The following is a 14491-nucleotide window of genomic DNA, read 5'->3' as shown; positions in this document are numbered from 1 at the left end:
TAATTACACGCAATTTCTTCTACTTATTCTAGCCAGACACCATGCCAAAAATAAAATCGACAAAACTCATCGGAGCCATTGTATGTGCATTCGCTATTGCCGTAGTTGCATGGTATTTTTTTAAACCTAAAAATGAATTGCCACAATTCATTACCGCAGATGCAACGTTCGGAGATATTGAAAGTTCAGTACTTGCGACAGGTGTGTTAGAAGCAACTAAAATGGTTAGTGTCGGTGCGCAGGTTTCTGGTCAAGTCAAGAAAATGTATGTTCAACTGGGTGATCAAGTTAAAGCAGGACAACTTATTGCTCAAATTGATTCAGTGCGTCAAGAGAACGAATTAAAAACAGCTGAAGCCAATATTAAAAATCAACAAGCTCAATTGGCAGTAAAACAAGCGAATCTTGCTAAAGTTGAAGCAGAATATAATCGTCAAAAAGCAATGTATTCACAAGATGCAACTTCGCGCATGGATTTAGAGTCGTCACTTGCAAGTTATAAAACTGCTGTTGCAGATATTGCTGCCATTAATGCACAAATTGAGCAATCTCGCTTAACACTTTCAACAACACGAGAAAATTTAAGCTATACCCGTATTGTTGCACCAATGGATGGTACGATTGTTGCGATTGTAACTGAAGAAGGTCAAACTGTTAACGCTAACCAAAGTGCGCCAACAATTGTAAAACTTGCCCAATTAAATACAATGTCAGTTAAAGCTGAAGTTTCTGAAGCAGATGTCATGAAAGTTGAAAAGGGACAAACCGTTTACTTTACAACGTTAGGCAATAGTGAGAAAAAACATTACGCTAAATTACGTCAAGTTGAACCTGCGCCAAGTTCAATCAACACTGAGTCAAATAATAATTCATCATCTTCATCGAGTTCTGCAGTTTATTACAATGCTTTATTTGATATCCCAAATGAAGATGGAAAATTGCGTATTGATATGACAGCACAGGTTTATATTATTTTAGAAGAAGTAAAAAATGTATTAACCATTCCCGCAGCTGCTGTCCAAAACTCAAATCGTACACCACGCAAACGTAACCCAGATGGCGCGGGTAATTCTGGTGCGCGCGGCAACGGTGAACGTAATGCAGGTGGAAATCGCCCTCAAAATAATGATCGTCCTGAAACAGAGCGACCAAAACGCCTTGAACTCACAGATGCCGAAAAAATCTTGGTTGAGCAAGGTAAAGCCTCGATGGGAGTGGTTCGTGTTTTACAAGAAGATGGAACTGCCAAACCTACTTTCGTTCTTCTCGGTTTAAATAACCGTGTTACCGTACAAGTACTCCGTGGTTTAGAAGATGGGCAAAAAGTCATCATTGCAGATAGTTCTGATAAGAGCAATGATTCATCAAAACGTAGCCCTAACGGCCCATCAATGAGAATGTAATGATGACTCAGATACAAAAACCTTTATTAGAGGTTAAGAATCTGACACGTGAATTCCCTGCTGGTGAAAGTACGGTTCAGATTCTTAAAGGTATAGACCTCGCAATTTATCCAGGTGAACTGGTGGCTATTGTGGGGCAATCAGGCTCTGGAAAATCAACTTTAATGAACATTTTAGGCTGTCTAGATCAGCCAACTAATGGGAGTTATAAAGTTAGTGGACGAGAAACCAGAGAACTAGAACCCGATGATTTAGCTCAGTTACGTCGTGAATATTTTGGATTTATTTTCCAACGCTACCATCTTTTAGGTGACTTAAATGCTGCTGGGAATGTAGAGGTTCCTGCCATTTATGCAGGTGCAGATTCTACAGAACGTCATGATCGTGCTGTTAAATTGTTAACTGAATTAGGTTTAGGCGACAAAACACAAAACAGACCGAGCCAACTCTCAGGTGGTCAACAACAGCGTGTTTCCATTGCTCGTGCTTTAATGAATGGTGGCGATGTCATTCTTGCCGATGAACCCACAGGTGCATTAGACAAGAATAGCGGTATTGAAGTGATGCGTATTTTACGTGAACTCAATGCCAAAGGGCATACTATTATTTTAGTCACACATGATCATAATGTTGCTAAAAATGCGACACGAATTATTGAAATTAGTGATGGAAATATTATTTCTGATCTGCCGAATACGCCTGAAGTCGATGGTGAACCACTTGAAAAGCAAACACTGACTCGACCACAACAAAAGAAAATTTCAGCTTGGCGTTCAGCGCTTGATCGTTTAGGTGAAGCATTTAGAATGGCATTACTCGCCATGAATGCTCATCGTATGCGCACCTTTTTAACCATGCTGGGTATTATTATTGGTATTGCCTCCGTAGTATCCGTTGTGGCTCTAGGGAATGGCTCTCAAAAACAAATTTTAGACAATATTAGTAGCTTAGGAACCAATACCATTACGATTTATCAAGGTCGTGGTTTTGGTGATAATTCTCGAGCCTCTCAAGTCAAGACCCTTATTCCAGCCGATGCAGAAGCCTTAGCAGAACAACCTTATGTAGATGGTGTTACTCCGAATGTTTCCACCAATGTAACTGTGCGCTATAAAGATATTGAAGCATCTGCAACCATTAATGGTGTTGGTCAAGATTTCTTCTATGTTCGTGGAATGACGTTTAAAGCAGGACAACCTTTCGATAAAGCCAGTGTAACTGAGCAAGCACAAGATGCCGTCATTGATACCAATACTGAAAAAACCTTCTTTTCCGATGGTACAGATCCTGTTGGAAAAGTTATTTTATTAGGCAGTGTACCCACTCGTATTATTGGGGTCATTGATGAACAAAAAGGCATCATGGGGAACTCCGATAGCCTGAATATTTACTTACCCTACTCTACCGTCATGAGCCGTATGCTTGGGCAAGCTCACGTTCGAAGTATTGTGGTTCGCGTTAAAGATGAATATTCAAGTAGCGTTGCTGAAAATGCCATTTTAAGTTTACTTGAACAACGACATGGCGCCAAAGATGTCTTTACACAAAATTCAGACAGTATTCGTGAGACGATTCAACAAACCACTGCCACTATGACCTTGTTAGTGTCTGCAATTGCCGTCATTTCATTAATTGTTGGTGGGATTGGTGTGATGAATATTATGTTGGTTTCAGTCACTGAACGTACACAAGAAATTGGCGTTCGTATGGCTGTGGGCGCACGTCAAAGTGATATTTTACAACAATTTCTCATTGAAGCCGTTTTGGTTTGTATTTTAGGCGGTGTTTTAGGTGTGTTACTTTCTTTAGGCATTGGTCAATTATTTGGCAAATTTACCAGTGGTACATTCCAAATGGCCTATTCCACAACATCAATTGTTGCAGCCTTTGTATGCTCAAGCTTAATTGGTATTGTCTTTGGCTTTATTCCTGCACGAAATGCAGCTCGTTTAAACCCTGTCGATGCATTGTCTAGGGAATAGGAAAATCTCATGCAAATTAAATTCAATCGCCTTGCAAGTGCCCTAGTTCTCAGTAGCTCATTGGTTGGATGTGCAGCTATTGTGAAGACACCTTATGAAGCACCTGCCGTTCAAATACCTTCTAATTTTGAATATAGCAAAAATAAAAGTCAGCAAATTTATACAGATGTATACGCAGATCAATGGTGGACATTATTTAAAGATGAACAATTAAATCAATTGGTGAATCAAGTAATTTCAGCCAATGCAGATTTAGCTGTTGCTGGTATCAATATTCAACAGGCTTTATTGCAAGCTGGCTTAGCTAAAGATAAACAAGGCTTACGTATTAATACCAATGCATCTACTGGACACATATTCGATTTACATTCGGGCGATTCTAATGATCGTGGAATGTCTGTCAGTGCAGGTGTTAGCTATGAAGTTGATTTATTTGGAAAACTTGCAAATCAAACGGAAGCAGCAAAATGGGAAGCTTTAGCTACTGAGCAAGATTTACAAGCAACTGCCCAAAGTTTAATTGGGACGACTGCAAGTTTATACTGGCAATTGGGCTATTTAAATGAGCGTTATAGTGTCGCACAGCAAAATCTTGCCAGCACCAATCAAACCTATAATTTAGTGAATGCTCGATACAAAGCAGGTGCTGTTTCTCGCTTAGATTTAACGCAAGCAGAACAAGCCCTTCAAAGCCAAATGGCAACCTTGAGTCAAATTGAGCAACAAAAGGTTGAAACCCGTACTGCTTTGGCAGTGCTTTTAAATCAACCCGTTCAACAACTCAATATTGTAGAACCGCAGCATTTACCACAAATTACTCTGCCTGAAATTTCCGCTGGATTACCAGCAGAGCTTCTCTCTCGTCGACCAGATTTGCAGGCCAGTGAATTACGATTACGTAAAGTTTTAGCAACGAAAGATGCAACAAAAGCAAGTTACTATCCCTCTATTAGCTTAACGGGTAATTTAGGTGCTTCGAGCGTCTCATTAACTCAACTGCTAAAGAATCCAGCACTAACATTAGGGGCAAATTTAAGTCTACCCTTCTTACAATATAATGATATGAAAAAAGATATTGTAATTAGTGATTTAAATTATGAAAAAGCCATTGTTCAATATCGTAAAACGTTATATCAAGCCTTTGCCGATGTTGAAAATGCACTTTCAAACCGCACTGAACTTAACAAACAAGTGTTATTACAAGAACGTAATGTACAACTGGCACAAAAAACTGAAAGCCTAACTGGTGTTCGTTATCAGCATGGCGCTATTGCATTAAAAAGCTTATTGGATGCACAAGAAACAGTACGTAATGCACGGATGAGTTTATTACAAACAAAGCAAAATCAATACAATGCTTATGTCACCTTAATGCAAGCTTTGGGAGGCAGTCCAATTCGATAGCTTTTGCATTGAATGATAAAAAGCCCTTATGGGCTTTTTATTTTTTACTTTCTTCTTTTTTATCAAAATAATCTGCTGGATATGGGTCTTTGCCAATTAAATATTTTCTATATTCCATAACGCTTGGATAAAATCCTTCTTTGTCATAAAAAGTTATACTATAAAAATCTTGTTCTTTGATTTCTGAAAAATTTAATTTTTCAAATACACTTTCCGAAAGTTTTCCTAAATAGCGAAGATTATTTTTTCCAAAAAATAAAAGTGAAGTAAAAAAGACAAAAGAAAAAAGAATACCACCCAAATAAGAATATATTAAATCAAATTTAAGCTCTTCTATACTAACATCTTCACTAAAATAATGAATAATAAGAATAATACTAACAATAACACACATAATTATTGAAAACATTATTGCGTATTTAAAATATTTTATATAAGTTTTTTTGACAGATCTACCCATTTCATATGGCATATGTAATAGTCCAGTTTTAGGGTCCAACACTGCATAGACAAAGTGATATCCTTCGTGTTGCTCTTCACTTACGACCATAGCCAAAGGAGTATTATTTTCAAATTTCACTCCTGTGAATTGACCAACAACTCGAATTCCACTAAGCTCACCTTTAAAGGTTTTTCCATCTCGCCCTTTTGCTGCCATAGCCATAATAGGTGCATTACTCATTAATCCTGCACTACCAGTTAATGCACCCAAAAAGGCAGTACCTGCTGCTTGTTTTTCTAGACTATTAATTTGCAGTATTTTAGAATCTTCAATTTCAAGCTTAATAATAATACCTTCAACTTTAATTAAATTTTCCATGATTTAAATACTCTGTAATGCTTCATTAAATTCTTTTTCTTCAATTTCCAATGTCTGATATTTTTCTGAATCCTTCGCATCACCAAAAATTGACTTGGAACACCAAATTTGTAAATCATTTGGTATGCAATATTTTTCAAGAACGAATATGATTATTGTTACTGCAACTCCTACCCAGTTTAAAACAGCAGCTGTTTTCAGTATATTTATATTCACAAGTACTTTAGCAACTATATATTTTGAACCAAGCTCTGTTATTTTTGATTTTAGAATAGGTAACCGTGCTATCCCTCCTAAACCTACAGCAATCATAGCAAATGAAACTCCTAATTTAATTACTAAAAGAAATTTTACCCACGAATTTTTTTCTTTTGAAAATGCTATAGCGTCGTTTATAAATGAAAAAGTTGAACCTGCTATCGCAAAACTTGCACCATAAACTTTTATTTTTTCTGCTTTTTCCGCAAAACTTAAAGCGTGCATACCACCACTCGCAATATCCAAAGTAGCGGCAGTTAAGGAAAACATTCCTGCAATTGCTGCGGTACTATTTTCCCAATTAGGGTCATTTAGCGCCTTGCCCCCTTTACTACCAAAATTAATTAACTCAAAAAAAGCCACAATTGCTGAAATTCTTAATGATATTGATGTAGGAGAACTTTTTAAAACTTTTTCAATATTTTGGGCTGCTATCGTTTCTTGCGCTTTTTTCCAATTTTTTTGAATTTGTGTGGCATCTAGCGTTTTTGCAGCTTGAGACATTTTTGAATCTAAATTATACAAAAGTGAATATTTAGGTACATGGGTCGTTAATAAAGACCCATGGGCATATATCAACAAAGATAATCTTGCTAGACCTTTAGATAGCTGGGCATCTATATTATATTTAAGACTCCATTTCACTGCTGTTCTAGTCGTTTCAGAAATAAACATTACACTTTTTGTAAGTTTAGGCCATCCTTGCCTTTCTACTATCGCATCATTGGTTTTTAACCACTCTTCCCATAACGTATCTGCAGCAACAATTGAGGCTATTAAATCTTTCGCAAGTGATTGCTGTTGATCCCAATCTAAACCATTTACAGATGGTGCAGCCGCTTCAAATTTTTGAATTAATTCTGTTTGATTATATAAAACTGCTCTTAAATATAGATTATTCGGTGTGACTTTTTCTTGTAATAGCCAATCTTCCATTACTTTTTGACCCGCATCACTTCCTGCCATACCATTCATGATGCTCATTACATGCGTATAAAATAAAGTTCCATATATTTTTACAGCAGTTTTATCATAAGCATATAATGCATTAATCAATGCTTTAGATTTTATCCACTGAATATGATCTTGTGCATAGGCCTCAGCGAGTTTTTTACCACGTTCAGTCAAAGTATTAATTTTAGTATCGAAAGAGTTTTTTGCATTCCAATCTATCCGATTTTTATATTTTTGCTCCCATTTAGTAGATGCATCATTTTTTGCATTTTCTATTGCTCCCCCTTTATAAATATCATTCACATAATATTCTTTAATATATTTATCTTTTTCTGCTTGGGGTGCACGATCCCAAATTTTATCTATTTCATATTGAATTGCATCACCATCAGTCAAATTTTTCGGTAACTTATTCATTCCATAATTTAATTTAATAATATCATTAACAACCTGATGACTATAATCTTTTCGTACTTTCACAGCATTTTTAGTCATAATAAGTTCAATACTATCAACCATCTGTGAAGATTCTAATTTATGTTGATTCTTATCTTTTGCTAAAAAATTCATCAACTCTTTAAATTGAGCATTTCTTGTTTCGTTGAGTTTTTTAGTTATTCCAATTGGATCAAATAATGCCATAGCCGCATATTTTTTAGGCTGTTCTTTAAAATTTTTACTAAATGCACTAATCCGTCCTCCAAAAGAAGACACATAATTATAAATAGAACTCAGTTGACTGCCATTTAAACAATGTGTTTGTGTATTATTACCCGTTGCCCAACTCGCAACATCAAACTTTTGCCATTTTCCATCTTTAGCAAACGTTTCTGCATTTTTTTCATATTCTGCAATCTTTTTTTGACTTAATGGAACATGTGTATGGATAATATAAGCATGTAGTGCAGGATCTTTTGGGTTATTCTCTACCACAATCATTGAAGCATTAAAATTATGTCCCGCAGATTTACAAGCAAATTCCGCGACAGATGATGGAACAGCTTTTCCAACAACAAAATAAGACAAATAACCATTTTTAGTGACGTTATACCCAGCCCATTCAACCTTACCGCTTTTTTTCTTTACTAAGCGATAGATATAACCCGTATCTATTTTTTCTACACCATATTTAAAATGTGTAAGTGTAATATCTTTAACATTTTGACCCAATGTACTTACTAAATTTGGTGCACTATCTGATACAACGGTATAACGTAAGGGAAGAATCATCATCCCCTCTGACCGACAAAAAGCAGTACAGCCCTTGGTTGTCTCTTTTAAGGGAATATTTTTTGCATTATTCGGTGTTGAATTTGCAACTGTTTTTGAAATTTTAGGTTTTAAATTTTTAATGACTTTAGGATCAATTTTTTGACCAGTACCTGAACCTTTCCCAACAATTGGTCCATTCTTAGACCACTCTGCCTGTCTATTTTTTATAAAATCTTCAAAAGATGAGCTCTTCTTTTCAGCCATATTTATACTCCATTCTTATAATCTTGCTGTATTTGTGCAAATATATTTGAATCTAAAAGCTCCATAGCCTCTGTAAAATTTTTATTTCCACTGATGCAGTGTTGATATAAATTTTCAAGAACACTCTGATATTCCATAAAATTCGAATGCAATATTTGACTATATAAACCATATGAAATTAAATGTTCAGTTTCTTGTATTTGATATTCATCATAAGCTTGAAAAAGTGATTGATGAATATTTACTGGTTGTACAAAATAGGGATCAATTTCTTCCTGAAAACTGAATAAATTTTGATACACATTATTTGAAATACTAATTAAATCTAGTTGAATTGACTGCTTATTGTTCAATTTATTAATTGGTTTACTCGCAACATTAAGGGTTTCATTTAAATCTAAAAAATAAAGCCCTGTTGGGTGTAGAAAAATCCAATCTGAAAAATGGGCATAAAGATTTTTAAGTTGTCCTTGCTCAAAAATATCCTCCAAGTAAATCATTACTCTCGGGTCATACCACCGAAAGATAATTTTACGATCATCATCTTTTACTACTAATTTTCTTTTAATATCTCTTGTTAAATCTTCTATTGCTAAATCACTACTCCCAAAACCACAAACCAAGTAATGATCATTTTCAGGTTCATAATTTTTTATAAAACAATCTACTAAAAATGAAATAGTTTTATCCAATAACTTTCTATCTTCAATTTTAATTAAAATTAAATTGGAAGATTCAAAACTTTTTTGAATTCCTAACGGAATATATTGAATTTCTGTTATTTTGAATAAGGTTATAATCTCATCAAATATTGACTGGTCTAGCGTTCTATCTAAAAAGAAATATACATGCCTCTTATTCTCAAAGACTTCAATTATTTTAGATTTTACTAACTGATGCAGTTGTTGAATTTTTTCATTTTTATTAATCTTTAAAATTGGTTTGATCATCATGATAAATCAACCTTTGCAGCTCCATTTTGTGCAGCTTGCCCTTGTTTTGCAGAACAATCTGGCAAATTTAAAACAGGTGGATTTATCGATTCTGCTCCTTTAAACACATGTTGCCCGGCTTTACTTTCAAATAACCCACCAGTAATAGAAAATATGCCAGAACCATTAACTACAAGCGAAGACGTATCACCAACCAATCTAATTTCTTTAGGGCTGGTAATATAAACCGTATCTTCTGTAGAAATAATTTGTATCCCTTTACGGGCAATTAAATCTGCACCATCTCCTTGAGCTTGGATTTCAACTTTTCCCTTAGCGGCATAAGCTCTAAAACCTTCTTGAGCTGCAAACAAACTAATTTTACTACTCGCATGTGCAATCAACGATTTTTGTGTCGATAAACTTATACTCTCTCCTGCACTTTGACTGATTTGACCATCGGCAGATAAATGTAAATCTTCATGACTCGACACACCAATAGCACTTGGCGATGCCAATATCATAATTGCTGCCTTAAATTCATCTGCCTTTTTCGGATCATCTTGTGCTAAGTGTTCAATAAATCCTTGTATTTTTTCTAAGGCTTCTAAAGGATCTGTTTGTTGATTATTCGCAACTTCACTTAATGCTTTAGCACTATGCAGACTAGACTCTAACTGGTTTTTTGCTTCCGTAGCATTTAAATGATGCTCTTTTGCTGAATCTTGTAAATGTGTCGAAATAAGTAACCCATCTCCCGCACGGACAGCTCCCCATTGGTCTGTGCGAAGCTCAAATCCTTCTCCTCGCCCTTCACTGGTTTCTTGTTCTTTGGGGTGACTTAAATTTCCTAAATTAAGTTGGCTCGTACCATGACTACTATGAAGTTGGGCGCTAATTTGCTCTGTTGTGTCATCAAAACGTAACTGGTTAAATCCTTCGCCAGCAATTTCTTTAGAACGAATTCCACTGAGTTTTTTCGTATCAGGCAATTTTCCTTTGCGATCAAATTTTGTTGGACTTCGTTGTGCTTCATGAATTCGCCCTGTAACGAAAGGTCGATCTATATTTCCATCAAAAAAGTCAATGACAACAATTTCACCAATTCGTGGTAAAAATCGCACCCCATACCCTTCACCTGCCCAAGGCGTCAACACATCTATCCATGCAGAGTCAGTGTCATTATCATTTGAACCTGCACCACCATCATGAATATGATCTTCATTTCGCGTGAATAAGAAACGGACTTTAATTCGCCCCCATTCATCAACATAAACTTCTTCACTTGCAGGTCCAACCACTCTGGCACGTTGAGGATGTGTAATTGGTCGATCTTTCAATAAATCATATTCTGGAACAGTTGGAATACTACGTCGTTGCAACGTCAATGTATTCGCTTGACGCTCTTCCAATTTAGCATGTTCTAAATTTACCCAATGACTTTGCCTGATTAATTGCTGAATTTGATGATTCAGATCTTTTGGTAAATTATTTTGGTTATAAAAGTTTTTCGAGATAATTAAAAACTCTTTGTCTGTGCCCTGATGCAAATCAATTTCTGGATGTTCATTAAATGTAAACCAATACCCCACTTGAGCATCTCGCACGGTCGATTGGGCTACAAATTGCTTCGATTGCGCATTATAATAATTGCTCAAATGTTGATTTAATTTTTCAATTTGTTGATTATTTGAGGCAGATGCTTGATCTTCACCTTTTAAGTCTTGTATCCATGCGGGGCTTATATGCCATGCCTGTTCTAAGCTTAAACTTGCATTATCTTGATTTTGACTATGACGATGTTTTACTAGAACTGAACCTGCACCTTCTTCTTGGCTTAAAGCATCTGCTTGCCAACGCTGTACATGCACTGCAGTAGGTTGCAAACTTCGTTGCCCAATAAAGCCCGTAATACTATCTTCTCGTTCTGTTGCATTTGAACGGTGATAGCGAATACGTCTTCTATTTAATGCATGATATTGTGCATTATCATCAATCAAACGTAACGTTTGTGCTTGAATCTCACTATAAAAAGATGGAACTATAAGCTGTGCTTCATCAATTAAATAGTTTATTCCCTCACTTTTCCAGAGTCTTTCTAAAAATATCTTATCCGACTCATTACTCTGCATCATAAATGGGCGTACATCATAATCATTGGTTAGACCTGTTAGATCTAAGCTTAAACTAGCAGCAAATAATGGACTTTTTTCTTGCCATTCTTTAAAAATGATTTCCGTAACATCTCGAACACTTTTATTCATAAATACACGGCTATTACGACGCTTACTCCAAAGTGACGACGCATCTTCTAAAATAAGCTTATATGCGGTTAAAGCACCATCACTTTGACCTTGTACCGCTGCTGTAATAATGCCTGTAATACGAAAGAGTTGCCCTTGATCTGTTACTTGATCAACAGCGACCCGACTTCCTACAAATTGCTTTAACGCGATCAATGCATTAGTTGAAAAACAGATTAATTCTACTTTCAAGCCACCATTCAATTGATGTTGACCTTCAATACGTTGCAAAAAAACCTCAGCATTCAATGCTGTATTTGAAAATTGAATATGTAATGCTCTGCTTTGTGAGCCGAAGCCTAATTTTTCTAAGGCTGAAAATATATTTCCTAACATATTATTTTTTTAATTCAACTTAATAGTTAAAAACTATAATAGCAAAATTATGAGACCTATTTAATATTAAATTACAAATATAACAATTAAATAAAAAAAACGGTGTTTAAACACCGTTTTTTATCAAGTAAATCTATTCAATTAGATTATTCAACATCCATTAAATCTGGGCTCATACCTACGGTATTAAAACCTGAATCTACATATAAAATTTCACCTGTAATACCATTCGCCCACGGTGAACATAAGAATAATGCTGCATTACCAACATCTTCAATCGTCACATTACGTTTAAGTGGTGAGATTTTTTCATTAACATCTAGCATTTTACGGAATGATTTAATTCCTGACGCAGCTAAAGTGCGAATTGGACCTGCCGAAATTGCATTCACACGAATACCTTCAGCACCCAAACTAGATGCTAAATAGCGAACGCCAGCTTCCAACGATGCTTTTGCCATACCCATAACATTATAGTTTGGCATTACACGCTCAGAACCTTGATAAGTTAATGTTAGTAAGCAGCCTTGACGTGCAAGTAATAAAGGTTTTGCAGCACGTGCCATTGAAATAAAGCTATAAGCACTGATGTCATGCGCGACTTTAAAACCTTCACGATCTGTAACATCTGTAAAATCACCATCTAAGGTATGTGCAGGTGCAAAGCCAATAGAATGAACAACCCCATCTAAGCCATCCCAATGTTTGGCTAATTCAGCAAATGCCTGATCAATTTCAGAATCAACTGCCACATCACAAGGAAAAACGAGTGTAGAACCGAACTGTTCAGCGAAGTCATCAACACGTTTTTTTAATTTTTCATTAGGATACGTAAATGCAAGCTCAGCTCCTTCACGGTGCAATGCTTGTGCAATACCAAAGGCAATTGAAAGTTTACTCGCAATACCTGCAATTAGAAAACGCTTACCCGCCAATAATCCTTGTGCCATGAGATTCTCGCTTAAAATAATTTGTCAACATAATGCCTAAATTTCTGCAATTCTGAAATTGCATAATGCACCTTTTTTACATTTTGATCTAAATAAAAAATCGCCCATAAAATATGCGCGATTTTTTACTGATCAAATCATTCAATTAATCATCTTGCAGCATACTTAATAAACGTAAAAATGAATAATACATCCAAACTAAAGTTGCCAATAACGCAATTCCACACAACCATTCCATTGCTTTAGGTGCATTTTGTGCTGCACCATTTTCAATTAAATCAAAATCAAGAATAAGATTTAAAGAGGCGATCACAGCAACAAATGCCGCAAAACCAATGCCAAGCGCACTCGTTTCAAATAAGAATGGAATACTCGAACCAAATGCCATACGCATAATAAATTGCACAACAAAAACAATGGCGATCGCAATTGTTGCAGACATGACAACCGACTTGAATTTTTCAGTTGCTCGAATAATTTGGAATCGATATAACCCAAACATTACCAATGTCGTGATAAATGTTGCCAATAATGCTTGTAATGGAACACCTGGGAATTTCACCTGAAAAATAACAGAAATTCCACCTAGAAATGCGCCTTCAAATAGTGCATAAGGAATTGCCAGTACTCTTGCTGTATTTGGCTTAAATGTCGCAATTAATGCCAGTATAAAGCCACCAATTGCCCCCACCATTGCTGCTGCGTAAGCTAAAGAGCCATTACCACTCATAAAACTATAAAAAAATAATGAAACACCCACAACAGCCGCAATTACCGTTAAAAGTACAGACTTTTGAATTGCACCCTGAACCGTCATTGGCTCAGCGTAATCGCTTGAAACTTCTACACGGGTTAAAATAGGATTATTACTTTGCATAGTCTTCTCATTTTTATAATCTAAAATATACTCAACATTTTATACATAGTTCATAATTTAATCATGACCTACTCAGCTAGTTTTTTGTAAAATATCTTAAAATATAAATCATTTATGTAAATCATTTATGTAAATTAATTTAATCTAGAAGAGGCCTGTCACCTCTTCTTCCTTTCATATTGTTAAACTTAATCTTTATTCATGATAAAAAAGTATTCACGATAATATTTCAATTCAACAATTGAGTCACGAATATCGTCCATGGCTAAATGCGATGCATTTTTCTTTAACCCGCTCATAATTTCTGGACGCCAGCGTTTAGCCAACTCTTTGACCGATGAAACATCTAAATTGCGATAATGAAAAAATTGCTCCATTTCAGGCATTAAGCGATGTAAAAAACGACGATCTTGGCAAATTGAATTTCCACACATCGGTGATGCTTTTGGCGTAACCCATTTTTTAAGAAACTCCAAAGTTTGTAATTCAGCATCTCGTGCAGTCAATTTGCTACGACGCACACGTTCAGTTAAACCTGATTGACCATGTTGACGTGTATTCCATTCATCCATTGCATTTAGAACAACATCTGATTGATGTACCGCTAATACAGGACCTTCTGCCAAAATATTTAAGTTGTCATCCGTAATAATCGTCGCAACTTCAATAATATGATCATTATCTGTGTCTAGACCAGTCATCTCAAGGTCAATCCAAATAAGGCGAGTATCTGGTGTGCTGCTCATAAATGTGCAATCTTATATCGGCTAAATAAATAACATAATAGCAAATTTCT

The 14491-nt window shown here is 35.7% G+C and carries 10 protein-coding genes; 3 read left to right on the top strand and 7 right to left on the bottom strand.

Translation table 11 applies throughout. From position 1 onward, the window contains the following. Window positions 1-41 precede the first annotated feature (41 nt). The 3 genes from B9T31_RS06275 to B9T31_RS06265 are packed head-to-tail and all read left to right on the top strand — an operon-like array spanning window position 42 to window position 4789. A complete protein-coding gene (locus B9T31_RS06275; protein WP_086181113.1) occupies window positions 42-1403 on the top strand; it encodes an efflux RND transporter periplasmic adaptor subunit in 1362 nt (453 codons plus the stop codon). Window positions 1404-1405: 2 nt separating this feature from the next. After that, complete coding sequence (locus B9T31_RS06270; RefSeq protein ID WP_086181314.1) at window positions 1406-3385, top strand: MacB family efflux pump subunit; 1980 nt, start codon at window positions 1406-1408, stop codon at window positions 3383-3385. A gap of 9 nt (window positions 3386-3394) precedes the next feature. Then, window positions 3395-4789: an efflux transporter outer membrane subunit gene (locus tag B9T31_RS06265; RefSeq protein WP_086181112.1), complete on the top strand. Its 1395-nt coding sequence runs from the start codon at window positions 3395-3397 to the stop codon at window positions 4787-4789. A 37-nt stretch (window positions 4790-4826) separates the two neighbouring features. Here the strand turns inward: B9T31_RS06265 and B9T31_RS06260 are convergent, their stop codons facing one another. From B9T31_RS06260 to orn, 7 genes are all read right to left on the bottom strand, one after another. Continuing rightward, window positions 4827-5609 (bottom strand): putative type VI secretion system effector, encoded by a 783-nt coding sequence (locus tag B9T31_RS06260; protein ID WP_086181111.1) that lies wholly within the window; start codon window positions 5607-5609, stop codon window positions 4827-4829. Between the two features lie 3 nt (window positions 5610-5612). Further along, window positions 5613-8297: a T6SS effector BTH_I2691 family protein gene (locus B9T31_RS06255; RefSeq protein ID WP_086181110.1), complete on the bottom strand. Its 2685-nt coding sequence runs from the start codon at window positions 8295-8297 to the stop codon at window positions 5613-5615. 2 nt (window positions 8298-8299) lie between these two features. Beyond that, on the bottom strand, window positions 8300-9250 hold the full coding sequence (locus B9T31_RS06250; RefSeq protein ID WP_086181109.1) for a hypothetical protein: 951 nt from the start codon (window positions 9248-9250) through the stop codon (window positions 8300-8302). Further along, window positions 9247-11868: a type VI secretion system Vgr family protein gene (locus tag B9T31_RS06245; RefSeq protein WP_086181108.1), complete on the bottom strand. Its 2622-nt coding sequence runs from the start codon at window positions 11866-11868 to the stop codon at window positions 9247-9249. The genes B9T31_RS06250 and B9T31_RS06245 overlap by 4 nt, the downstream gene beginning before the upstream one ends. Before the next feature lie 146 nt (window positions 11869-12014). Continuing rightward, on the bottom strand, window positions 12015-12818 hold the full coding sequence (locus tag B9T31_RS06240; RefSeq protein ID WP_086181107.1) for an enoyl-ACP reductase FabI: 804 nt from the start codon (window positions 12816-12818) through the stop codon (window positions 12015-12017). 145 nt (window positions 12819-12963) lie between these two features. Then, window positions 12964-13695, bottom strand: coding sequence for a Bax inhibitor-1/YccA family membrane protein (locus tag B9T31_RS06235; protein ID WP_086181106.1), 732 nt, complete (start codon window positions 13693-13695; stop codon window positions 12964-12966). Between the two features lie 188 nt (window positions 13696-13883). Next, window positions 13884-14441, bottom strand: coding sequence for an oligoribonuclease (gene orn, locus B9T31_RS06230; protein ID WP_086181105.1), 558 nt, complete (start codon window positions 14439-14441; stop codon window positions 13884-13886). Window positions 14442-14491: the final 50 nt, after the last annotated feature.

The organism is Acinetobacter sp. ANC 4558 (genome assembly GCF_002135375.1).
In the GTDB taxonomy this organism is placed as follows: domain Bacteria; phylum Pseudomonadota; class Gammaproteobacteria; order Pseudomonadales; family Moraxellaceae; genus Acinetobacter.
This window is presented reverse-complemented; position numbering and strand designations above follow the sequence as displayed.

Coding starts and splice junctions, on each gene's coding strand:
- B9T31_RS06265 (WP_086181112.1), top strand. CDS start 3,395: ATGCAAATTAAATTCAATCGCCTTGCAAGTGCCCTAGTTCTCAGTAGC.
- B9T31_RS06250 (WP_086181109.1), bottom strand. CDS start 9,250: ATGATGATCAAACCAATTTTAAAGATTAATAAAAATGAAAAAATTCAA.
- B9T31_RS06255 (WP_086181110.1), bottom strand. CDS start 8,297: ATGGCTGAAAAGAAGAGCTCATCTTTTGAAGATTTTATAAAAAATAGA.
- B9T31_RS06270 (WP_086181314.1), top strand. CDS start 1,406: ATGACTCAGATACAAAAACCTTTATTAGAGGTTAAGAATCTGACACGT.
- B9T31_RS06240 (WP_086181107.1), bottom strand. CDS start 12,818: ATGGCACAAGGATTATTGGCGGGTAAGCGTTTTCTAATTGCAGGTATT.
- B9T31_RS06235 (WP_086181106.1), bottom strand. CDS start 13,695: ATGCAAAGTAATAATCCTATTTTAACCCGTGTAGAAGTTTCAAGCGAT.
- B9T31_RS06245 (WP_086181108.1), bottom strand. CDS start 11,868: ATGTTAGGAAATATATTTTCAGCCTTAGAAAAATTAGGCTTCGGCTCA.
- B9T31_RS06275 (WP_086181113.1), top strand. CDS start 42: ATGCCAAAAATAAAATCGACAAAACTCATCGGAGCCATTGTATGTGCA.
- B9T31_RS06260 (WP_086181111.1), bottom strand. CDS start 5,609: ATGGAAAATTTAATTAAAGTTGAAGGTATTATTATTAAGCTTGAAATT.
- orn (WP_086181105.1), bottom strand. CDS start 14,441: ATGAGCAGCACACCAGATACTCGCCTTATTTGGATTGACCTTGAGATG.